The sequence below is a fragment of the Microbacterium sp. NPDC090225 genome (genome assembly GCF_044772365.1).
Taxonomy (GTDB): domain Bacteria; phylum Actinomycetota; class Actinomycetes; order Actinomycetales; family Microbacteriaceae; genus Microbacterium.
The window spans coordinates 451,913-473,227 of the sequence record NZ_JBIVYS010000001.1 but is presented as its reverse complement, the minus strand read 5'-3'; the positions used below and the strand labels follow the sequence as shown (position 1 = coordinate 473,227).

20 protein-coding genes are annotated in these 21,315 nt (G+C 68.3%); 3 read left to right on the top strand and 17 right to left on the bottom strand.

Features of this window, described 5'->3' with window-relative positions; genetic code table 11:
- Window positions 1–48 precede the first annotated feature (48 nt).
- The 14 genes from nusB to ACIQTT_RS02290 all read right to left on the bottom strand — a co-directional run bounded on the left by nusB (window position 49) and on the right by ACIQTT_RS02290 (window position 13,804).
- The gene (gene nusB, locus ACIQTT_RS02355) at window positions 49–459 is read right to left on the bottom strand and encodes a transcription antitermination factor NusB (protein WP_247622443.1); all 411 of its coding nucleotides are present in this window, start codon (window positions 457–459) and stop codon (window positions 49–51) included.
- A gap of 3 nt (window positions 460–462) precedes the next feature.
- The gene (gene efp, locus ACIQTT_RS02350; protein ID WP_247622442.1) at window positions 463–1,023 is read right to left on the bottom strand and encodes an elongation factor P; all 561 of its coding nucleotides are present in this window, start codon (window positions 1,021–1,023) and stop codon (window positions 463–465) included.
- A gap of 73 nt (window positions 1,024–1,096) precedes the next feature.
- Entirely contained in the window at window positions 1,097–1,534 is a 438-nt protein-coding gene (gene aroQ / locus ACIQTT_RS02345; RefSeq protein ID WP_402785458.1) for a type II 3-dehydroquinate dehydratase, read from the bottom strand.
- Window positions 1,531–2,619, bottom strand: a complete 1,089-nt coding sequence (gene aroB / locus ACIQTT_RS02340) for a 3-dehydroquinate synthase (protein WP_402785455.1) — start codon at window positions 2,617–2,619, stop codon at window positions 1,531–1,533. Before aroB ends, aroQ begins: the two co-directional genes overlap by 4 nt.
- Window positions 2,616–3,134 carry a shikimate kinase gene (locus ACIQTT_RS02335; protein ID WP_402785452.1) on the bottom strand — a complete coding sequence of 173 codons (519 nt, stop codon included), beginning with the start codon at window positions 3,132–3,134 and terminating at the stop codon, window positions 2,616–2,618. Before ACIQTT_RS02335 ends, aroB begins: the two co-directional genes overlap by 4 nt.
- Window positions 3,118–4,347, bottom strand: coding sequence for a chorismate synthase (gene aroC / locus ACIQTT_RS02330; protein ID WP_402785449.1), 1,230 nt, complete (start codon window positions 4,345–4,347; stop codon window positions 3,118–3,120). Before aroC ends, ACIQTT_RS02335 begins: the two co-directional genes overlap by 17 nt.
- A 53-nt stretch (window positions 4,348–4,400) precedes the next feature.
- Window positions 4,401–5,231: a shikimate dehydrogenase family protein gene (locus ACIQTT_RS02325; RefSeq protein ID WP_402785446.1), complete on the bottom strand. Its 831-nt coding sequence runs from the start codon at window positions 5,229–5,231 to the stop codon at window positions 4,401–4,403.
- Window positions 5,218–6,744, bottom strand: a complete 1,527-nt coding sequence (gene mltG / locus ACIQTT_RS02320; protein ID WP_402785443.1) for an endolytic transglycosylase MltG — start codon at window positions 6,742–6,744, stop codon at window positions 5,218–5,220. Before mltG ends, ACIQTT_RS02325 begins: the two co-directional genes overlap by 14 nt.
- 2 nt (window positions 6,745–6,746) lie before the next feature.
- On the bottom strand, window positions 6,747–7,220 hold the full coding sequence (ruvX, locus tag ACIQTT_RS02315) for a Holliday junction resolvase RuvX (protein WP_402785440.1): 474 nt from the start codon (window positions 7,218–7,220) through the stop codon (window positions 6,747–6,749).
- On the bottom strand, window positions 7,217–9,877 hold the full coding sequence (gene alaS, locus ACIQTT_RS02310; RefSeq protein ID WP_402785437.1) for an alanine--tRNA ligase: 2,661 nt from the start codon (window positions 9,875–9,877) through the stop codon (window positions 7,217–7,219). The genes ruvX and alaS overlap by 4 nt, the downstream gene beginning before the upstream one ends.
- A gap of 58 nt (window positions 9,878–9,935) precedes the next feature.
- The gene (locus ACIQTT_RS02305) at window positions 9,936–10,124 is read right to left on the bottom strand and encodes a hypothetical protein (RefSeq protein WP_247622433.1); all 189 of its coding nucleotides are present in this window, start codon (window positions 10,122–10,124) and stop codon (window positions 9,936–9,938) included.
- A gap of 121 nt (window positions 10,125–10,245) precedes the next feature.
- Entirely contained in the window at window positions 10,246–10,875 is a 630-nt protein-coding gene (gene rpsD, locus ACIQTT_RS02300) for a 30S ribosomal protein S4 (protein ID WP_247622432.1), read from the bottom strand.
- 150 nt (window positions 10,876–11,025) lie between these two features.
- Entirely contained in the window at window positions 11,026–12,333 is a 1,308-nt protein-coding gene (locus ACIQTT_RS02295; protein WP_402785433.1) for an acyltransferase, read from the bottom strand.
- A 49-nt stretch (window positions 12,334–12,382) separates the two neighbouring features.
- Complete coding sequence (locus ACIQTT_RS02290; protein ID WP_402785430.1) at window positions 12,383–13,804, bottom strand: replication-associated recombination protein A; 1,422 nt, start codon at window positions 13,802–13,804, stop codon at window positions 12,383–12,385.
- An 87-nt stretch (window positions 13,805–13,891) separates the two neighbouring features.
- Between ACIQTT_RS02290 and ACIQTT_RS02285 the strand changes: the two genes are divergently transcribed.
- The 3 genes from ACIQTT_RS02285 to ACIQTT_RS02275 all read left to right on the top strand — a co-directional run bounded on the left by ACIQTT_RS02285 (window position 13,892) and on the right by ACIQTT_RS02275 (window position 16,271).
- Window positions 13,892–14,191: a hypothetical protein gene (locus ACIQTT_RS02285; protein WP_402785427.1), complete on the top strand. Its 300-nt coding sequence runs from the start codon at window positions 13,892–13,894 to the stop codon at window positions 14,189–14,191.
- Window positions 14,192–14,303: 112 nt separating this feature from the next.
- Window positions 14,304–15,656 (top strand): DUF349 domain-containing protein, encoded by a 1,353-nt coding sequence (locus tag ACIQTT_RS02280; RefSeq protein ID WP_402785424.1) that lies wholly within the window; start codon window positions 14,304–14,306, stop codon window positions 15,654–15,656.
- Window positions 15,657–15,719: 63 nt separating this feature from the next.
- A complete protein-coding gene (locus ACIQTT_RS02275; RefSeq protein ID WP_402785421.1) occupies window positions 15,720–16,271 on the top strand; it encodes a type IV toxin-antitoxin system AbiEi family antitoxin in 552 nt (183 codons plus the stop codon).
- Here the strand turns inward: ACIQTT_RS02275 and ACIQTT_RS02270 are convergent.
- From ACIQTT_RS02270 to secD, 3 genes are all read right to left on the bottom strand, one after another.
- On the bottom strand, window positions 16,258–18,507 hold the full coding sequence (locus tag ACIQTT_RS02270; protein WP_402785418.1) for a RelA/SpoT family protein: 2,250 nt from the start codon (window positions 18,505–18,507) through the stop codon (window positions 16,258–16,260). The two genes, ACIQTT_RS02275 and ACIQTT_RS02270, sit on opposite strands and share 14 nt — an antisense overlap.
- A gap of 75 nt (window positions 18,508–18,582) precedes the next feature.
- The gene (gene secF, locus ACIQTT_RS02265) at window positions 18,583–19,572 is read right to left on the bottom strand and encodes a protein translocase subunit SecF (protein ID WP_402785415.1); all 990 of its coding nucleotides are present in this window, start codon (window positions 19,570–19,572) and stop codon (window positions 18,583–18,585) included.
- Window positions 19,572–21,299: a protein translocase subunit SecD gene (gene secD / locus ACIQTT_RS02260; protein WP_402785412.1), complete on the bottom strand. Its 1,728-nt coding sequence runs from the start codon at window positions 21,297–21,299 to the stop codon at window positions 19,572–19,574. Before secD ends, secF begins: the two co-directional genes overlap by 1 nt.
- Window positions 21,300–21,315 lie beyond the last annotated feature (16 nt).

Here is a 21,315-nt window from a genome sequence, read left to right as displayed (position 1 = left end):
CATCCTCCCCCGCACCTCCGACACTCGGCGGAGGTGCGGTCAGAGCGTTCAGGCCGCGCGGGACACCCGACCGAGCACGCCGTGCACGAACGCGCCCGAGTCATCGGTCGAGAACTCCTTGGCGAGTTCCACGGCCTCGTCGATCGCGACGGCCGTCGGGACCTCGTCGTTGTGCAGGATCTCCCAGACGGCGATGCGCAGGAGTGCGCGGTCTACCGCCGGCATCCGCTCGATCTTCCACTCACGGCTGTGCGTGGTGATCTGCTCGTCGATCTCGTCGCGGTGGTCGATGATGCCGTCGACGATCTCGCGGGCGTACAGCCAGGAGGCTTCGCGAGCAGGTTCGCTCGCCGCCCGCTTGGCCTCGGCCGCGAGGGCGATGGCGACGTCGTCTCCGCGCACGTCGGCGGAGAAGAGGATGTCGAGTGCGCGCTTGCGCGCCTTCGTCCGAGCGCTCACGCCTTACTTCTCGCGACCCAGGTACTCACCCGTGCGGGTGTCGACCTTGATCTTCGTGCCGGTCTCGAGGAACAGCGGAACCTGCATCTCGTAACCGGTCTCGAGCGTGGCGGGCTTGGTGCCGGCCGACGAGCGGTCACCCTGCAGCCCGGGCTCGGTGTACGTCACCTCGAGGATGACCGACGCCGGAAGGTCGATGTACAGCGGGTTGCCGTTGTTCAGGGCGATCGTGACCTGCTGGTTCTCGAGCAGGAAGTTCTTCGCATCGCCGACCGTGGCCGCACCGACGGTGAGCTGGTCGAAGTCGGTGGCGTCCATGAACACGAAGCCGTCACCGTCGTTGTACAGGTAGGTGAAGTCGCGGCGGTCGACGTTCTCGATGTCGATCTTCGCGCCCGCGTTGTAGGTGCGGTCGACGACCTTGCCGGAGACGACGTTCTTGAGCTTGGTGCGCACGAACGCACCGCCCTTGCCGGGCTTCACGTGCTGGAACTCGATGACGCTCCAGAGCTGCCCGTCGATGCTGAGGACGACGCCGTTCTTGATGTCTGCGGTAGATGCCATGCGCTGAGAGTTCCGTTCCTGTGTGGTTTTCGCGGCCGCCCTCGCAAGGCGCGGACCCGGCCGACAGTAGATTCTACGGGATGAGGGCGGTCAGCCGTCGCACGGCCTCTGCGTACCCCTCCACGCCGCGCCCGATGACCCGCACGGCGGCGACGTCTTCGAGGTAGGAGTGGTGGCGGAACTCCTCGCGCGCGTGCACGTCGGAGATGTGCACCTCGGCGAACGGGAGGGCGATACCGGTCAGCGCGTCGCGCAGGGCGACGGACGTGTGCGTCAGTCCGCCCGGATTGATCACGATCGCGGCGCAGTCCTCGCGGGCGGCCTGGATCGCGTCGATCAGGACGCCCTCGTGATTGCTCTGGATCGCCCGAACCTCGTAGCCGGCGGCCGCTGCCGCCTCGGACGTGAGCCGCTCGACGTCGTCGAGGGTCGCCGTGCCATAGACATCCGGCTCACGGGTACCGAGCAGATTGAGATTGGGGCCGTTGACGAGCAGGATCCGAGTGCTCACGCCCCGACCTCCTGGTAGGCCGCGAAGAGCAGCGACTCGTCGGGCGCCTGGAGCACGGTCGGCTTGGCGATGTCATCGAGCAGGATGAATCGGAGCATCCCGCCTCGGCTCTTCTTATCACGCTGCATCGTGGCCAGGAGCTGCGGCCACGCACCCGCGCGGTACGACGTGGGGAGCCCGAGCGACTCGAGAACCGTGCGGTGGCGCAACGCGGCCTCGTCGGAGAGACGCCCGGCGAGACGCGAGAGTTCGGCGGCGAAGAGCATCCCGACCGAGATCGCCGCGCCGTGGCGCCAGCGGTAGCGCTCGGCATGTTCGATAGCGTGTCCGAGCGTGTGGCCGTAGTTGAGGATCTCGCGCTGTCCGGCCTCGCGGAAGTCCTCCGAGACGACGGCGGCCTTCATGCCGATCGCGAGCTCGACCGCGCGGCGGAACTCGGCTGAGGCCGGATCCACGGCCCGAGCGGGGTCCGCCTCGACGATGTCGAGGATCTCCGGCGCCCAGATGAAGCCGGCTTTGACCACCTCGGCGAACCCGGCCGTCGCCTCGTTGGCGCTGAGGCTGCGCAGTTCATCGAGATCGCCGATCACCGCACGCGGAGCCCAGAACGCCCCGACGAGGTTCTTGCCCTCGGCGGTGTTGATCCCGGTCTTGCCCCCGACGGAGGCATCGACGAGCCCGAGGACGGTGGTGGGCACCTGCACGAGCTGGATGCCGCGCAACCACGTCGCAGCCACGAATCCCGCCAGATCCGTCACCGCGCCGCCGCCGTAGCCGATGACGGCATCCGTGCGCGTGAAGTCCGCCTGGCCCATGACCTGCCAGCAGAAAGCCGCAACCTCCACGCGCTTGCCCTGTTCGGCATCCGGGATCTCGGCGAGCAGGACCTCGCGCGGACCGTTCTCGGTGTCGGCGAGGAGCCGGTCCCGCAACTCTGCGGCGCGCGCCGCGAGCGTCGGCGGGTGCACCACCAGGATCTTGCGGGCCGTGGGCGTGAGAGCCGCCGACACCCGATCGAGGATGTCCCGACCGATCACGATGTCGTAGGCCTCGTCTCCGGTGACGCTGATGGTCGTGGTGGTCATCGGTTCTCTCTCCTCCAGGTGACGATCTCGTCGGCGATCTTCTGCATCGGCCGGCGCGACGTGTCGAACGTCGCTGTGGCCACTTCTTCGTACCAACCCCGGCGCGCCTCGAAGATCGAGGTCCAGCGATCCACAGGGTCTTCGGATTCGAGCAACGGACGCCCCGCGCCGCGGATCCGATCGGCGACGGCGCCGGCGTCGACGGTCAGGAAGACGACGGCGTGCGCACGCAGCAGCGCACGGGTCCCGGCATCCGTCACGGCTCCGCCCCCGAGGGAGACGACACCGCCCTCCTCGAGCGCCTCGGCGACCGCGATCCGTTCCAGCTCGCGGAAACGTTCCTCGCCGTGCTCCGCGAAGATCGCAGGGATCTGGCCGTGGGCGGCGACGATGCGCTTATCGGTGTCGATGAACGGCACACCCAGGCGGCGTGCGACACGCCGCCCCACACTGGTCTTGCCCGCAGCCATGGGACCGACGAGCACCAGTGTGAGCGGATCAGTGCTGTTCGTCATGCGCGAGCAGCGCGGCCTCGGAGGCCGGCGCCGTGCGCAGCTCTTCCGGGATCGCCGCGAGGTATCCCTCGAGGTTGCGACGGGTCTCGCCGACGCTGTCACCGCCGAACTTCTCGAGAACGGCACGGGCGAGTTCGATCGCGACCATCGCCTCCGCCACGACACCCGCCGCGGGGACGGCGCACACGTCGGAGCGCTGGTGGTGGGCCGTCGCGTCGTCACCGGTCGCGATGTCGATCGTGCGCAGCGCATGCGGCACCGTGGCGATCGGCTTCATTCCGGCACGCACGCGCAGCACGGTACCCGTCGACATCCCGCCCTCGGTCCCGCCCGCGCGGTCGGAGCCGCGGGTGATGCCGCCGTCGGTCGCGAAGAGCTCGTCGTGCGCGGCCGAGCCGCGACGACGCGTCGTCTCGAATCCGTCGCCGACCTCGACACCCTTGATGGCCTGAATGCTCATCAGCGCCTGGGCGAGGCGGGCATCGAGCCGGCGGTCCCAGTGCACGTGCGAGCCGAGCCCCGGCGGGAGGCCGTAAGCGAGCACCTCGACGATGCCGCCGAGCGTGTCACCGTCCTTCTTCGCGTCATCGACCTCGGCCACCATCAGCGCGGACGTCGCCGCGTCGAAGCAGCGGAGCGGATCGGCGTCGAGCGCGTCGACGTCGTCCGGGGTCGGCAGCGGCGAACCGGCGGGAACCGCGACCGGGCCGATCGAGAGGGTGTGGCTCACCAGGCGGATGCCGAGCTCGCTGAGGAAGGAGCGAGCGACGGCGCCCAGCGCGACGCGCGCGGCGGTCTCTCGTGCGCTCGCGCGCTCGAGGATCGGGCGCGCCTCGTCGAAGTCGTACTTCTGCATGCCCACGAGGTCGGCGTGCCCCGGGCGGGGGCGCGTGAGCGGGGCGCCGCGCCCGCGCGACTTGTCGGTCAGCTCGGCGGGCTCGGGGTTCATGACCTCGGTCCACTTCGGCCACTCGGTGTTGCCGATGCGAAGCGCGATCGGGCTGCCGAGGGTCTTGCCGTGCCGGACGCCGCCGGAGATGCTCAACTCGTCCTGTTCGAACTTCATGCGCGAGCCGCGCCCGTAGCCGAGCTTCCGACGCTGGAGGTCGGCCTGGATCGCCTCGGAGGAGATCGGGACACCGGAGGGAAGACCCTCCATGATGGCGATGAGTTCGGGGCCGTGCGATTCGCCGGCCGTCAGCACGCGGAGCATTCCTCTAGTCTCCCATGCGCGACCGCGCCCGCCGTCCGCGTTTCAGCGTCGTGTCATGAAGCTGCCCGCATCGCAGCCAGGACGGAAGCTTCGTCGTCGAGCACGTGCGCGGGGTCGCCGTGCACGAACACGCGGATCTGGCGGATCGCCTGATGGAGCAGCATCCCGAGACCCGAGACGACGGGTGCGTCGTTCCAGACCGCTGCCAGTGCCGACGGCCACGGTGCGTAGGCGGCATCGAACAGCACTCCCCCGTCACCCGCCAGGGGCAGGGCGACGTCGGCGGGAAGCGACGTCCCCGACGGGAGCGTCGCGACTGTCAGATCCACCGGAGCGACGGGCGAGTCGAACGATCCGACGGAGACGGTCACGCCGAGGCGTTCGCCGAGCTCGGCCAGCGCCGCAGCACGATCCGGACGTCGCGCGCGGATCTCCGCCCGCTCGACACCGATCTCTGCCGCAGCCACCAGAGCCGACGCCGCCGTCGCGCCGGCGCCGAGGATGCGCACGGTGGTCGCCGCTCGCATCCCGTCATCCGCCAGCGCGTCGACGATGCCGCCGACGTCGGTGTTGAACCCGGCGGGCCTGCCGTCGAGCAGAAGCGTGTTCACCGCTCCCGTCAGCGTGGCATGGCGATCTCGCACCGACGCCGCCCGGAACGCCTGCTCTTTGAGAGGCATCGTGAGCGAGAGTCCACGCCACGACGCGTCGAGGCCGGCCAGTTCCGCCGGCAGCTTCTCAGCAGTCACCCGGCGGCGGTCGTACTCCCAGCCGAGGCCGAGCACACGATACGCCGCGGCATGGAGCGCCGGTGACTTCGAATGCGCGATCGGATCCCCCCACACCGCGAGGCGGTGGGGAGAGGGAAGGTCAGCAGCCGGCATCCGGGTTCGCCCGGCACCACTCGCGCCACTTCTCGATCCCGGCCTGGTGCTCCTCGTAGGTCTCCGAGAACTGGGTCTCGCCCGTCGAGAGGTCGATCGTGACGAAGTACAGCCACGGCCCGTCCTCCGGGTGCATCGCGGCGTCGATCGCGGCGTCGTTCGGACTGGCGATCGGCGTCACGGGAAGCCCCGTGCGCACGTAGGTGTTCCAGTCGTTGTCGTCTTCCAGCGCCTCGGCCGAGCTCGACACGACGCCCTCGTGGAGCGAGCCGTACCCGTACTGGGCGGTCGAGTCCATCTGCAGCTTCATGTCGATGTCGAGACGGTTCTGGATCACTCGGCTGACCTTCGCGAAGTCCGCCGTGCGGCCCTCGCGCTGGATGATCGAGGCGATCGTGAGGATGCGTTCGGCGTCGGCGTCGGGAACACCGGCGTTGGCCAGCGATTCCCGCGTGCGGTCGACCATCCGCTGGATCACCTGCGTCGCGGTGACCTCGGGATCGAAGGTGTACACGGCCGGGAACAGCCACCCCTCGAGGCTCGGCGCGTCGACGCCGTAGGCGGAGGGATCGGCGACGGCGGCCTCGAAGTCCTCCAGCGGCAGACCGAGCGACTCGGCCATCGACGGCAGGGAGGACTCGATCGTGCCGCCCTCCGACACCGACGCCGTGTTCTCGAGCTTGTTGTCCTCATTGCGCAGCGCCTCGAGCGCGGCAGCGGCGGTCATCTTCGTCTGCAGACGGTACACACCCGGGTAGAACGTGACGGCGATGTTCTCGTCGATCAGGTAGTCGTAGAAGACGTCCTCGGTCTTCGTGACGCCGGCTTCGTAGAGTGACGTCGACACCGGGCGTCCGGTGTCGCCGTCCTTGATGGTGACGAAGGCCTCGCCGGTCGCCATGCCGTCTTCGTAGTCCTTCGGCTCACCCCAGCCCATGATGTCGTTGATCTGCTCGCCGTAGGTGTTCATCGCCCAGGCGCCGGCACCGGCGATACCGCCGATGATCACCAGGATGATGAGCAGCGCGATCAGACATCCGCGACGTCGCTTCTTCTTCGGCGCCTTCGCCCGAGGGCGGTCGTCATCGGGGGCCACGAACAGAGCGTCGAGGCCTCCACCGATCGGGGCTTCGCCCGGAACGGACGCCGCGGTGGGCGCCGCCACGGCGACGTCTGCCGGCTCGAGACGCGCGGGAGCGATCCGAACCTCCTCGGCAGACGGACGCACCGGCTCCGCCGGCGAGGTCACCGGCTCCGCCGGCGAGGTCACGGGCTCCACCGCCGGAACGGGCGCACTTACCGGGTCCACGGCGTCGGGCAGAGCGACGGGGGTCGCCTCGGGGGCGGTGTCGCCTCGGCGCGCGGCCTCGCGCGCGGCACGGCGGGAGCCGGGCACCGGGGCGCTGTAGTCGGCCGTCGGATGCTGCTGCGTCGGCTCCGGCAGATTCGCGAAGAGGTCGCCGAGCGGCTCGTTCGCATCGGGCGCGGAGGATGCGCCATCGCGTTCGGACATGTTCAGGGATGCTCCTCGTCGGACGGGACAGCGGCACCGGCCGGGTTTCCGGTGCTCTTCTCCGTGTCGATCGCCTGCTGCAGCAGCACCACCGCGGCGACCTGATCCACAATGCTACGAGAGTTCTTCTGATTTCGACCTGAAGAACGCAGGGCCGCGTGCGCGGACACGGTGCTGAGACGCTCGTCGACGAGCCGCACCGGAACACCGGTGCGGGTGCGGAGGGCTGCGGCGAACTCCCGCGCATCCACCGTCGACGCCGTGTCGGAACCCTGCATGTTCACCGGAAGACCGACGACGAACTCCATCGGCTCGTACTCGGTCGCGAGCTCCACGAGCCGGTCGATCGACGCGTCCGACCGCGGCACGGTCTCGACGGGCACGGCGAGCATCCCGTCGGGATCGCACCGCGCGACGCCGACACGGGCGCGCCCGACATCGATGCCGAGGCGCACCCCGCGTCGGAAACCGCTCACGCTGTGTGCAGCTCCTGCACGATGGCGTCGAGTGCGGAGGGCAGTGCCGCAGCATCCGTTCCGCCGCCCTGCGCGACGTCGTCACGCCCGCCGCCGCCTCCGCCGAGCACTCCGGCGGCGCGCTTCGCGAGCGCACCCGCCTTCGCCCCCGCGGTCCGGGCCGCGTCGTTGGTGGCGATGACGACGACCGGGCGTCCGTTCACGACGGCGCCCAGTGCGACGACCGCAGCGTCTGAGCCGAGGCGGTCGCGGACGCCGAGCACCAGCTCGCGCAGGTCATCGGCCGAGGCCAGATCGCCGAGGGATTCCGTGGCGACGTGGAAGGAACCGATCCGACGCGCCGCGTCGGCGATCGCAGGGACCTGTCCGGCGCGCTCCTTGGCCTCGAACTGGGCGATGCGCTTCTCGGCCGCCTTGAGGTTCGCGGCGAGGTCGGCGATGCGCTCGGGGAGCAGATCGCGCGGCGTCTTCAACGAGCTCGTCAACTGCGAGACGATCGCGCGCTCGGCAGCGAGTTCGCGGAAAGCATCGACGCCGACGAGGGCCTCGATACGACGGTTGGATGCTCCGACCGACGACTCTCCGACGAGGCTCACGAGACCGATCTCTGCGCTCGACGCAACGTGCGTTCCCGCGCAGAGCTCGCGCGACCACGGGCCACCGATGTCGACCATGCGCACGACGTCGCCGTACTTCTCACCGAACAGCGCCATGGCGCCTGCTTCCTTCGCCTCGTCGAGCGAGACGATGCGCGTGGTCACCTCGAGAGCGTCGTGGACCGCGCGGTTCGTGATCTCCTCGATCTCGGTGCGCGTGTCGGCCGACAATGCCTGCGACCACGAGAAGTCGAAGCGCATGTAGCCGGCGCGGTTCAGCGAGCCCGCCTGCGTGGCGGTCGGACCGAGCGTGTCGCGGAGGGCAGCGTGCACGAGGTGGGTCGCGGAATGCGCCTGGCGTGCGGCACGTCGGTTGGCCGCGTCGACCACAGTGGTGGCGGCGTCATCGACGGCGACGGTTCCGGTGTTCACCTGCACGGTGTGGCTGATGAGTCCGGGCACGGGGCGCTGCACGTCGAGCACCTCGAGCTCGAAGCCGGGGCCCACGATCGTTCCCTTGTCGGCGACCTGGCCTCCGGATTCGGCGTACAGGGTCGTCTCGGCGAGGACGACCTCGGCGATCTGGCCCTCCGAGGCGCTGCGCACGGGCTGTCCGTCGACGAGGATGCCGAGGATGCGGGACTGCACCTCGAGCTCGGTGTAGCCGTCGAAACCGGTCTCGCCGAGCGCGCGCAGATCGCGGTACACCGATACATCCGCGAGCTGACGCTTGCGGTTGCGTGCGTCGGCCTTCGCGCGGTCGCGCTGCTCGCGCATGAGGGTGTCGAACGCACTGCGGTCGACCTCGAGCCCGGCCTCCTCGGCGACCTCGAGCGTGAGGTCGATGGGGAACCCGTAGGTGTCGTGCAGCAGGAAGGCCTCGGGACCGCTCAGCGCGGTCTTGCCCTCCTTCTTGGTCTCGTCGAGCGCCAGGTCGAGGATCGTCGACCCCTGGGCGAGCGTGCGACGGAAGGTCTCCTCTTCGGCGAACGCCGATGCGGAGAGCGTCGACCAATCCTTCTCGAGCACCGGGTAGGCGGCCTTCATCGCGTCACGCGACGAAGCGAAGAGCTCGGGGAAGACGGGCTCGTCGACACCCAGAAGGCGCATCGCACGGACCGTGCGGCGCATGAGGCGGCGGAGGATGTAGCCGCGGCCCTCGTTCGACGGACGCACGCCGTCGGAGAGGAGCATGAGCGACGAGCGCACGTGGTCGGCGATGACGCGGAAGCGCACGTCGTCCTCGTGGATCTTGCCATAGGTGCGGCCCGAGAGTTCGACGGCACGATCGAGGACGGGGCGCACCTGGTCGATCTCGTACATGTTCTCGACGCCCTGCTTGAGGAAGGCGACGCGCTCGAGACCCATCCCGGTGTCGATGTTCTTCTGCGGGAGCTCGCCCACGATGTCGAACTCGGTCTTTCCGCGGATGTTCTCGATGAAGTCCTGCATGAACACGAGGTTCCAGATCTCGAGGAACCGCGAGTCGTCGGCCGCGGGACCGCCGTCCTTGCCGTAGGCCGGTCCCCGGTCGAAGAAGATCTCGGAGTCGGGGCCGCCCGGCCCGGGCTGACCCGTGTTCCAGTAGTTGTCGGCACGGCCGAGGCGCTGGATCCGCTCCGGCTTCAGTCCGATGATGTCGCGCCAGATCGACTCGGCCTCGTCATCGGTCTCGTAGACCGTGACCCAGAGGTCCTTCTCGTCGAACGCGAAGCCGCCATCGGCCTCGCTGCTGGTGAGGAGTTCCCAGGCGTAGCGGATCGCGCCCTCTTTGAAGTAGTCGCCGAACGACCAGTTGCCGAGCATCTGGAAGAACGTGCCGTGACGGGCGGTCTTGCCGACCTCTTCGATGTCGTTCGTGCGGATGCACTTCTGCAGGTCGGCGATCCGCGGATGCGGGGAGGGCACGACTCCCGTGAGATACGGGACGAAGGGCACCATGCCCGCGACCGTGAACATCAGCGAGGGGTCGTCGCTGACGAGCGAGGCGGAGGGGACGATGACGTGGTCGTTCTTCTCGAAGAAGTCGAGATAGCGCTGCGCGATTTCCGCAGAATTCATAAGGGTGCCCGGGTGTCCTTGTTCGGAGGTGAGAAGTTACGCGCGGTCGCGCGAGAGGTCAGTGGTCTTCCGGCTCGGTGAGCCGGGCCTCCTGCGCGCGATACGCATCGCCGATGAGCGCGGTGAAGCCGTTGATCCTGGCATCGACCTCGGCGAGGATGTCGTGCCCGCGGGGGTCCTTGTTCATGAAATGCGCAGCGACGAAGCCGCCGATCACGCCGATCAGGAACCACACCATGTTCTTCATGTCGTCATCCTTGCTTTGACCCGCGAAGGCGCGGTGTCTCCATCGTATGCAAAAACGACGAGAGGCGTCGGGTCACCCCGACGCCTCTCGTTTCGAGCGCTGAGATCAGCGCCCTATGGGCTCAGCGAGCCGCGTAGTACTCGACGACGAGCTGCACTTCGCAGGTCACGGGGACCTCGGCGCGCTTCGGACGACGGACCAGGCGGGCCTGGAGCTTGTCGAGCTCGACCTCGAGGTAGCCCGGAACGGGGGGCAGGACCTCAGCGTGACCGCCGGCTGCTGCCACCTGGAAGGGCTCGGTGCCCTCGCTCTTGGCCTTGACGTGGATGAGCTGTCCGGCCTTCACGCGGAAGGACGGGCGGTCGACGAGCTGGCCGTCGACGAGGATGTGGCGGTGCACGACGAGCTGGCGAGCCTGCGCCGTCGTACGGGCGAAGCCGGCGCGCAGCACGAGAGCGTCGAGACGCATCTCGAGGAGCTCGACCAGGTTCTCACCGGTCAGACCCTCCTGACGGCGAGCCTCGTTGAAGGTGTTGCGCATCTGCTTCTCGCGGATGCCGTACTGCTCGCGCAGACGCTGCTTCTCACGCAGACGGACCGCGTAGTCGCTGTCTGCCTTGCGCTTGGTGCGGCCGTGCTCACCCGGAGCGTAGGGACGCTTCTCGAGGTAGCGGGCGGCCTTCGGGGTGAGAGCGATGCCGAGGGCACGGCTCAGACGCACCTTGCGGCGGTCCTGGGACTTCGTGGTCACGAAGCTGTCCTTCCGATGACGTGGTCGCGTCTCTCGCGACTCACGGACGTATCACCCGCGTTCTTCCTCGGGGCGCACGCCGGGGCGCCGTCGAGGTGTGGTGTGAACGAGGAGATGCCCGAAAACTCGGTTTCGAGCCGCTCAAGTCTATCAGAGGCGCCGCGCGTCGCTGGAATTACGGGATTCCGTGACTTCTTCCAGAGGCTCCGACGCTCGATTCGGGCCGGGTCCGCCGACGGTGAGCCACGCGATCGCGAGCGCGATCGTCCCCAGAGCAGCGGCGGTACCGGGCGTGAGGTAGCCCTGGGTGAGGACCCACCCGACGCCTGCGACGAGCAGCACCGTCGCCGTGATCGCCGCCGGCAGCGGCATGGTGCGCGGCCGCTCGCGCGGCCAGATCCGTTCGATCCGAGGGACGATCGCGCAGAGCAGGGCGAGCACCGCGATGATCGCGAGGACCCACGGGATGCGCGTGATCCACCAGGTGGGCGTGAGCACCGGAGGGAACGGCAACCCGAGGGCCTGCTGTGCACCGACGACGATCGCCATCGCGACCGTGTGCCACAGGTAGATGACCATGCCGTACATCCCGAGTGCGCCGATGACGAGGAGCGCAGGGCGCAGCCGCATGAGCGCCCGGATCGCAGGCTGGAGCAGGGTGAACAGGTAGACCTGGGCCAGGCCGAGGAGCAGCAGGAGCACGGTCGGCGGATTGAGATTGGCGATCATGTCGGGGTCGTAGCCCAACCCGAAGACGGCGACGCACATCAGACCGTAAGCGCTGACGGCCAGCAGCAGGAGCAGCCACCGCGGGCGGCGGGAGTACCACTGGTCGCGCACTCCGAAGCCGAGTTGCTGCACGAAGAGCCAGACGAAAAGCCAGTTGAGCGCGCCGATGGGTGGGCCGCCGAAACGAGGGACCAGATCGACGATCACGACCAGCGCGGCCAGCGTGAAGTACGTGGCCCCGGCCGCACGGCGATGCAGCGCGGCCATCAGCGGCACGAACGAGGTGCAGATCGCGTAGACCGCGATGAACCACAGCGGCTCGGCGAGCCGGAACGCGAAGGTGCGGAGGAACTCGGCATCGGCTCCGCAGAGCGCCATGACCGCGAGGGTGAGGAGCACGCCGAGCATCGCCAGGAACACCGGACGCGCGAGCCGGAGGGCACGGACTCGGATGTACTCCCCCGCGGTCTCACCTCTCTTCTCGAGGCGGCGCCAGGTCGTGATGCCCGCGAAGCCGCCCGCGATGAAGAACGTGGGCATGATCATCCCGATCCAGGTGATCCACGCCAACGGCGTCCACTCCGCGAGCGCGTTGAATGCACGGGGCGGGTCGCCCTCGATCCCCATCTGGATCGCGTGCAGCACGACGACGACCGGAAGGCAGATCGCACGGACGAAGTCGATCGAGAGATCACGATCGGGCGGAATACGAAGAGGGGAACGCGTCACCCGCACACTGTAGAGGCTCGGCGCCGGAACCTTCGCAGATGACCGCTGGTCAGCGGCCGTCGAGGATGCGCCGGATCTTCTCGAGCCGTGCCGAGACATCGCGCTCGGCGCCCAGAGTCTTCGGCACGTAGTAGCGGCGTCCCTGGAGCTCGTCGGGGAGATACTGCTGGGCGACGATGCCGAACTCGTTGTCGTGCGGGTACGCGTAGCCGCGGCCGTGACCGAGCCGCTTCGCCCCGGGATAGTGCGCATCGCGCAGGTGGAGCGGGACCCGCCCGAAGCCGCCCTTCCTGATGTCGGCGATCGCGGCATCGATGCCGGCGTACGCGGCATTCGACTTCGCGGTCGTCGCCAGGTACACCGTCGCCTCGGCGAGCGGGATGCGCCCTTCCGGCATCCCGATGAATGCCACCGCGTCCGCCGCCGCGACGGCGATCACCAACGCCTGCGGATCGGCGAGGCCGACGTCTTCCGAGGCGGAGATCACGAGCCGCCGCGCGATGAACCGGGGGTCCTCGCCCGCCTCGATCATCCGGGCCAGGTAATGCAGGGCCGCATCGGCATCCGACCCTCGAATCGACTTGATGAACGCGCTGATGACGTCGTAGTGCTCGTCGCCCTGACGGTCGTAACGCAGCAGAGCCCGGTCCACGGCCTGGGCGATGTCGTCGGCGGACACCTCGGGAGCCACGGATGCCTCGGCGACGGGCTCGTCACCGACGCCGTCGTCCTCGTCCTCGTCCTCGGCATCCTCGTCTTCGTCCCCATGCTCGTCCGCGTCGACTGCGCTTCCGTGCGAGAGTGCGACGGCCGCACCGGCCTCGAGCCCGGTGAGGGCGCGGCGTGCGTCGCCGGAGGCGAGGCGGACGAGGGCGGCACGCGCCTCGTCGCTGAGCGTCACCGCTCCGTTCAGCCCTCGCGCGTCGGCGACGGCGCGATCGACGAGCAGGCCGATGTCGTCGTCGGTGAGCGGCTGCAGCGTGAGGAGCAGCGAACGCGAGAGCAACGGCGAGATCACCGAGAACGACGGGTTCTCAGTCGTCGCCGCGATCAGGATCACCCACCCGTTCTCGACGCCGGGCAGGAGAGCGTCCTGCTGCGCCTTCGTGAAACGGTGGATCTCGTCGAGGAACAGGATCGTCGTCTGGCCGTAGAGGTCGCGCTGCGTGATCGCCTCCTGCATGACCTCGCGCACGTCCTTCACCCCGGCTGTGATCGCGGAGAGCTCGACGAATCGGCGACCGGACGAGCGGGCGATGGCCTGCGCGAGCGTCGTCTTACCGGTGCCCGGCGGACCCCACAGGATGATCGACACCGCGCCGGGGGACGAGGCTTCCGGATCGGCGAGGGCGACGATCGGCGAGCCGGCACGGAGGAGATGCCGCTGGCCGGCCACCTCGTCGAGCGATACGGGTCGCATGCGCACGGCGAGCGGCGTCTGCCCGGAGAGCAGGGCGGCGGCGGGGGTCATCCCTCCAGGCTAATGCGGACGACCGACACCGGCGACGATATGCTCTGAGGCGACGTCGCTCGGCGGCGTCCACGAGAGGAGCACGCAATGGCGGCACGCGGTTCGAAGAGCGCGCAGGAGCGCACCCAGGCGGAACGCGCGCGGGTCTACGCGGCGCGCAGCGCTCAGCACCAGGAGAAGATCCGTCGCCGGGTGCGCGACAACGTGATCGCCGGTGTGGGTGGCGCGGTCCTGGTGCTCGCCGCGGTCGCGAGCCAGGTGGCCCACGCGCAGGTCACGGCCCCGGAACCCACTCCCACGCCCGCCTCGTCCGTCGAGCCGACCGCTCCGGTCGAGTCTCCGGTGCCCACCGAGGAGCCCGCTCCCGAGGAGACCCCCGCGGAGTGATCCGCACCCGCTCCGACGCGGAGCGGAACGTCACCGCATCGCATCGTCGCGGCGTACTAGGCTGAACATCGTCCTTTCCGCCTCCCGCGGCCAACCGCGCAAGGAGAACACTGTGTCTGCCAACGAGTCCTCGAAGCCGACTCCCCCCGTCCCCGCTCCCCCGGCGAAGCCCCTGCCCCGCAAGGTTCCCGCTCCGGCCGCTGCCGCACCGGCCGCTCCGACTGCCCCCGTCTCCAGCGATGCCGCCAAGTGGGGTCGCGTCAGTGAGGACGGCACGGTCGAGGTCCGCGAGGGCGAGGACTGGCGCGTCGTCGGCCAGTACCCCGACGGCACGCCCGACGAGGCACTCGCCTACTTCGTTCGCAAGTACGAGGACATCGCCTTCAAGGTGCAGACCCTCGAACAGCGTCACCAGGCGGGCGGTGCGACAGCGAGCGATCTGGTCAAGCAGGCCGGGCACCTGGTCGACGAGGCCACGGATGCCGCGGCCGTCGGCGACCTCGCCGGTCTCCTCGAGCGCCTCCACACGCTGACCGCCTCGCTCTCCGAGGCCACGGCAGAGGAGCAGCAGCGCGCCAAGGAGCTGCTCGACCAGGCCGTCGCCGAGCGCACCGCGCTGGTGGAGCGCGCCGAAGCGATCGCCGCCCGCGACCTCTCGAAGGTGCAGTGGAAGCAGGTCACCGCGGAGCTCGGAGAGCTCTTCGACGCCTGGCAGGCTCAGCAGCAGAACGGCCCGCGCCTGTCGAAGGGCGTCTCGCAGCAGCTGTGGAAGCGATTCCGTGACGCCCGTTCGGTGGTCGACAAGCACCGCCGTGCGTTCTACTCGGAGCTCGACGACACCCACAAGGTCGCGCGCGACGCGAAGACCCGCCTGATCGAGCGCGCCGAGGCCCTCGCGCCGCGCGGCACCGACGGGATCCCCGCATACCGCACGCTGCTCGACGACTGGAAGGCCGCCGGCCGCGCCGGACGCAAGGCCGACGATGCACTCTGGGCACGATTCAAGGCAGCCGGAGACGCGCTCTACGCCGCTCGTGCCGAGCAGTCTGCAGCCGAGGAAGCCGAATCCGCTCCCAAGATCGAGGCGCGTCAGGCTCTGCTCGAAGAGGCGAAGGCCGTTGCCGACGAGTCCAACATCAAGCGCGCCCGCGCGCTGCTCACGCGCATCCAGCGGCAGTGGGACGAGATCGGTCGCATTTTCCCCCGCGACAAGGAGCGCGCGCTCGACGACAAGCTCCGCGTCATCGAGCAGGCTCTCAAGGCCCGCGAAGAGGTCGACTGGAAGAAGAACAACCCCGAGACCAAGGCGCGTGCCAACGACATGAGCTCGCAGCTCCTCGAGGCGATCGAGAAGCTCGAATCCGAGCTCGCGACAGCCGAGAAGTCCGGCGACAAGAAGGCGATCAAGGAAGCTTCCGACGCCCTCGAAGCACGCCGCACCTGGCTGAGCGCCCTCGGCGGCTGACGAGTTCTCCACAGCTCTCCTCCGAGCACGCGAAAGCGGGATGCCCTGGGCCACACTGGCCTGGTGCATCCCGCTTTCCTTTATGTGCCCGGCGAACGCCTCACGCTGCCCGAACTCACCGCCGCCCGCCTCGATGGTGACGTCATCGACATCGGCGAGGCCTACATTCCCGCCGATCTCGTGGAGGGTGCCGACGTGCGGGCAGCATCGATCGCCACGATCGTGCACCCGGGTACCGCGGTCTGCGGGCCGAGCGCCGTCTGGGTGCACGGTGCGTGCGACGCGCCGCCGAACCCGCATCATCTTCGTCGAGCCGTGACGAGGCGGATCCGTGCCGTGCAGAGCCCACGCGTGCGTTATCACGACACGCCACTCCCGGCGGAGGACCTCGTGATCATCGGCGGCGTCCCGGTCACGAACCCGGAACGCACACTGCTCGACCTGGCGCTCGGGAGCCACCGCGAGCCTCAACTGGATCGGTGGGCGCACATGCTCACCGAGCACGACCCGGGGCTGATCGGGATCGCGCGGGAACGCCTGCGCATGCTTCAGCGCGTTCCGGGCTCTCGACGCGCCCGGGAGATTCTCGACGTGCTTGAGATCAGGAGGATGTGACGCGGTACACGTCGTACACCGCGTCGATCCTGCGCACGGCGTTGAGTACACGGTCGAGATGCACGGCATCGCCCATCTCGAACACGAACCGGCTGATCGCCAGTCGCTCGTCGTTGGTGTTGACCGTGGCCGAGAGGATGTTGACGTGGTGTTCGCTGAGCACGCGCGTGACATCCGACAGCAGGCCGGAGCGGTCGAGCGCCTCGACCTGGATCTGCACGCGGAACACGCTCTTGGTCGTGGGGGCCCATGACACCTCGACGAAACGGTCCTGCTCGTTGCTCAGCGCCTTCACGTTCACGCAATCGGTGCGGTGCACGGAGACGCCGCTGCCGCGCGTGACGAAGCCGACGATCGGGTCGCCGGGCACCGGCGTGCAGCACTTCGCGAGCTTCACGAGGATGTCGGCGGCACCGCGGACGAGAACGCCGGAGTCCCCTGCACGCGGTTCCCGGGTAGGAACGCTGCCCGGGAGGTCGATGGCACCCGTCGTGGTGTCGTTGGCGGCGACGTTGGCGGTGACCTTCTCGAGCACCGACTGGGTGGAGATGTGGCCCTCACCGACCGCCGCGTACAGCGCCGAGACGTCTTCATAGCGCAGCTGCTGGGCGACTTCGGCGAACGAGTCCTGGCTCATCAGGCGCTGTAGAGGCAGGTTCTGCCTGCGCATCGCGCGGGCGATCGCCTCCTTGCCCTGCTCGATCGCCTCTTCGCGACGCTCCTTCGTGAACCAGCCACGGATCTTGTTGCGCGCGCGAGTGCTCTTGACGAAGCCGAGCCAGTCCTGACTCGGGCCGGCGTCCGGGTTCTTCGAGGTGAAGACCTCGACGACATCCCCGCTCTTGAGCTCGGACTCGAGCGGCACCAGGCGACCGTTCACCTTGGCGCCCATCGTGCGATGGCCGATCTCGGTGTGCACCGCGTAGGCGAAGTCGACGGGGGTCGCGCCAGCGGGGAGGCCGACCACGCGCCCCTTGGGCGTGAAGACGTAGACCTCCTTCGCACCGATCTCGAACCGCAACGAATCGAGGAACTCCCCCGGGTCGGCCGTCTCGGCCTGCCAGTCGGAGATGTGCGCAAGCCACGCCATGTCGTTGTCGGAGGCGCGGACCTCGGCCTTGCCGCCGTTCATCCGCTCCTTGTACATCCAGTGCGCCGCGACACCGTACTCGGCCTGCTGGTGCATCTCGTGCGTGCGGATCTGGATCTCGACGGTACGACCCGCTGGACCGATCACGGTCGTGTGGAGCGACTGGTACAGGTTGAACTTCGGGGTCGCGATGTAGTCCTTGAAACGACCGGGCAGTGGCGTCCACCGTGCGTGGATCGCGCCCAGCACGGCGTAGCAATCGCGTACAGAGGCGACGAGCACGCGGATGCCGATCAGGTCGTAGATGTCGTCGAACTCGCGACCTCGTACCACCATCTTCTGATAGACGGAGTAGAGCTGCTTCGGCCGGCCGGATACCTTGCCGCGGATGCGCAGATCGCGCAGATCCTCGTCGATCTCCTCGACGACCTGACTCAGATATTTCTCGCGCTGCGGAGTACGCTGCGCGATGAGGCTGTGGATCTCGTTGTAGATCTTGGGGTGCAGTACCGCGAACGAGAGATCCTCGAGCTCGGACTTGATCGCCTGGATACCGAGCCGATTGGCCAGGGGCGCGTAGATCTCGAGCGTCTCCTTGGCTTTCTTCGCCGCCTTCTCCGGCGGGACGAAGCCCCAGGTGCGCGCATTGTGCAGACGGTCGGCGAGCTTGATCAGGAGCACGCGGATGTCCTTCGACATCGCGACGATCATCTTTCGGACGGTCTCGGCCTGGGCGCTCTCGCCGTACTTGACCTTGTCGAGCTTGGTGACACCATCGACGAGCATCGCCACCTCGTCGCCGAACTCGGCGGTGAGGTCGGTCAGCGCGTATCCGGTGTCTTCCACCGTGTCATGCAGGAGCGCCGCCGCGATGGCACGGGGCCCGAGGCCGAGTTCCGCGAGAATCTGCGCGACCGCGAGCGGATGCGTGATGTACGGCTCACCGCTCTGACGCTGCTGCCCGGTGTGCTTGTCCTTCGCGACCGCGTACGCACGCTCGATGACCGAGAAATCACCGCGGGGGTGATTGGCCCGAACCGTGCGGATCAGGTTGTCGAGGTCGTTGACCCTGGACGCGCGCGAGAAGATGCGGGGAACCAGACGCCGCAGGCTCGATCCCTGCGCCGGCGACTGTGCTTCCGCCATCCGCTCACCTCCGAATCAGAACATCAGACAATCCTACGTCCGTCCGGCGGGAGCGGATCCCGCCGGACGGATACGTCAGGCTTCGACCGCCGCGCGCTGGCGCGCTTCGCGGATCCGGGCGTCGCGCTCGCGGATCTGCGGCTCGTTCTCGCGGAAGAGCGAGTAGAGCGGGGCGGCGACGAACAGGGTCGAGTACGTCGCGACGAGGATGCCGACGAAGATCGAGAGCGAGATGTCGGTCAGCGTCTCGGCGCCGAGCCACAGCGAGCCGATGAAGAGGATCGCTCCGACCGGGAGTGCCGCGACCACCGACGTGTTGATCGATCGCACGAGGGTCTGGTTCACCGCGAGGTTGACGGACTCCCCGAACAGACGCGACGATTTCTCGCCGTCTTCATGCGTGTTCTCTCGGATCTTGTCGAAGACGACGGTCGTGTCGTACAAGGAGTACGCCAGGATCGTGAGGAATCCGATCACCGCCGCCGGCGAGATCTCGAAGCCGGCCAGCGCGTAGACGCCGACGGTGATCACGAGCACGTCGAGCAGACCGATGATCGCAGCGGCCGACATCTTCCAGGTACGGAAGTAGATCGCCAGGATCAGGAAGGTGAGCGCGAGGAAGATCGCCAGACCCCACAGCGATTGGCGGGTGACGCTCTCACCCCAGGCGGGACCGATGAACGAGGACGTCACCTCCGCAGTGTCGACGCCGTACGCGTCGGCGAGTGCCGCGGTGACCTGCTGCGTCTCTTCGGCCGTCATCTGATCGGTCTGCACGCGGATGTCGTCGCCGTTCACCACGACGACCTTGGTGGCCGATTCGGGAACGACCGACTTGACCGCGTCGGTGGCGATCTGCTGATCGGTGCTGTCGGGCGCTGCGACGGTGAACTGCGACCCGCCGGTGAACTCGATCGAGAACTGGATCGGACGGATCAGCGGCACCAGGGCCGAGCCCACGACCAGGATGATCGCGATGATGAACCACAGGCGGCGACGACCGACGAACGGGAAAGAGGTCTTCCCCGTGTACAGGTTGTTGCCGAACTCATTCATGGAAGGCATCAGGCGTCTCCCTCACTTCCGGCGTTGGTGGGTCTGTCGCCCGCGAGAGCCTCCGCGCGCTTGCGCTCGGCGATGGTCTGTCGTCTCTCCGCCTCGCCGCGCGAACGCGAGTTGCGCGCGCCACGGCCGGCGGACGCCGTCGAGACCTCGCGGAACTGCGAACGGCTGCGGTAAACGGCGCCCAGCGCCTCGGGGTCGAGGCCCGAGAGCTTGTGCCCACCGCCGAAGAAGCGGGTACGGGCGAGGAGTTGCATGACCGGATGCGTGAAGATCACGAAGATGAACACGTCGATGATCGTCGTGAGGCCGAGCGTGAACGCGAAGCCCTTCACCGTCGAGTCGGCCAGGATGTAGAGCACGAGGGCTGCGAGGATGTTGATCGACTTCGAGATGTAGATCGTGCGCTTGGCTCGACCCCACCCGTCCTCGACGGCCGAGGTGATCGACTTGCCGTCTCGCAGTTCGTCTCGGATTCTCTCGAAGTAGACGATGAACGAGTCCGCCGTGAATCCGATCGACACGATCAGACCGGCGACACCGGCGAGCGAGAGACGGAATCCGAGGCGCCACGCCAGGATGCAGATCACGATGTACGTCAGCACACCCATCACCGCGATCGACGCGATGATCACCGTCCCGAGGGCCCGGTACACGATGAGCGAATAGATCGCCACGAGGATGAGACCGATGAGACCGGCGATCAGACCGATCTGCAACTGCTGCGTACCGAGCGTCGCCGACACGGTGTCCGAGCTCTGCACGGTGAAACTCAGCGGCAGGGCGCCGTACTTGAGCTGGTCGGCGAGCGTCGTCGCCGATTCCTGCGTGAAGCTGCCCGAGATGCTCGGGCGGCCGTCCAGGATCACACCGTTCATGCGCGGAGCCGAGATGACGGCTCCGTCGAGCACGAAGGCGAACTGATCGCGCGGCGAGAGGCCATCGATGCGGTTCTGGTTGAGGCGCGTGCTGACCTTGCCGAACTTGTCGGCCCCGTCCGGGTTCATGGTCAGCTGCACGAGCCAGGCGCCCGACTGCGGGTCGCGACCGCTGGCGGCGTCGTCGATCGCCGTACCGTCGAGCTCGGCCGGACCGAGCAGGAACTTGGCCTGACCGGCCTCGTCGCAGGCGATCATCGGCTCGTCGCTCGGCACGTTGGTCGGGTTGTCCGGGTTCGCGCAGTCGTAGGCGAGGAACTCGGCCTGCAGCTTGGGCGTGGCCCAGTTCAGATCGCTTCCGTCCGTCGGGTCGGCCGTGGGCGTCGCCTCGAGCGAGGGGTCGGGGCTGGGGTACGGCGTCTCGTTGCCGTCATCTCCGACGAAGGACGTCGTGGCGGCGGTCGTCGCGAGCACGGCCCGGAACTCGAGCTGCGCGCTGCTGGTGATCCGCTCGCGGGTCTGATCGTCGGCGACACCGGGAATCTGGACGACGATGTTCCGTCCGCCCTCGGTCGTGATGTCCGCCTCTGCGACACCCGAGGCGTCGACGCGCTGGCGGATGATCGACGCGGCCTGATTCAGCTGTTCCGCCGACGGTGCTGCACCATCCTCGGTCTCGGCCTGCAGGACGATCTGCGTGCCGCCCTGGAGGTCGAGCGCGAGCTCCGGAGCCCACGAGCTCTTCCCGAAGACGTACACCCCTGCCGCGTTGATGCCGAAGAGGACACCCGTCACGAGGAGCAGGCCGAGAAGGACCCGCCAGGCGTGACGGACAGGAGAGGATGAAGCCACGTGAGTTCAGCTTTCT

Excerpts from the sequence above, each read along its gene's own strand:
- ACIQTT_RS02335 (WP_402785452.1), bottom strand. The coding sequence starts at position 3,134 with ATGACGAACAGCACTGATCCGCTCACACTGGTGCTCGTCGGTCCCATG.
- alaS (WP_402785437.1), bottom strand. The coding sequence starts at position 9,877 with ATGAATTCTGCGGAAATCGCGCAGCGCTATCTCGACTTCTTCGAGAAG.
- ACIQTT_RS02325 (WP_402785446.1), bottom strand. The coding sequence starts at position 5,231 with ATGCCGGCTGCTGACCTTCCCTCTCCCCACCGCCTCGCGGTGTGGGGG.
- aroB (WP_402785455.1), bottom strand. The coding sequence starts at position 2,619 with ATGACCACCACGACCATCAGCGTCACCGGAGACGAGGCCTACGACATC.
- ACIQTT_RS02270 (WP_402785418.1), bottom strand. The coding sequence starts at position 18,507 with ATGGCGGAAGCACAGTCGCCGGCGCAGGGATCGAGCCTGCGGCGTCTG.
- efp (WP_247622442.1), bottom strand. The coding sequence starts at position 1,023 with ATGGCATCTACCGCAGACATCAAGAACGGCGTCGTCCTCAGCATCGAC.
- ACIQTT_RS02285 (WP_402785427.1), top strand. The coding sequence starts at position 13,892 with ATGGCGGCACGCGGTTCGAAGAGCGCGCAGGAGCGCACCCAGGCGGAA.
- secF (WP_402785415.1), bottom strand. The coding sequence starts at position 19,572 with ATGCCTTCCATGAATGAGTTCGGCAACAACCTGTACACGGGGAAGACC.
- mltG (WP_402785443.1), bottom strand. The coding sequence starts at position 6,744 with ATGTCCGAACGCGATGGCGCATCCTCCGCGCCCGATGCGAACGAGCCG.
- ACIQTT_RS02290 (WP_402785430.1), bottom strand. The coding sequence starts at position 13,804 with ATGACCCCCGCCGCCGCCCTGCTCTCCGGGCAGACGCCGCTCGCCGTG.
- aroC (WP_402785449.1), bottom strand. The coding sequence starts at position 4,347 with ATGCTCCGCGTGCTGACGGCCGGCGAATCGCACGGCCCCGAACTCATC.
- ACIQTT_RS02305 (WP_247622433.1), bottom strand. The coding sequence starts at position 10,124 with ATGAAGAACATGGTGTGGTTCCTGATCGGCGTGATCGGCGGCTTCGTC.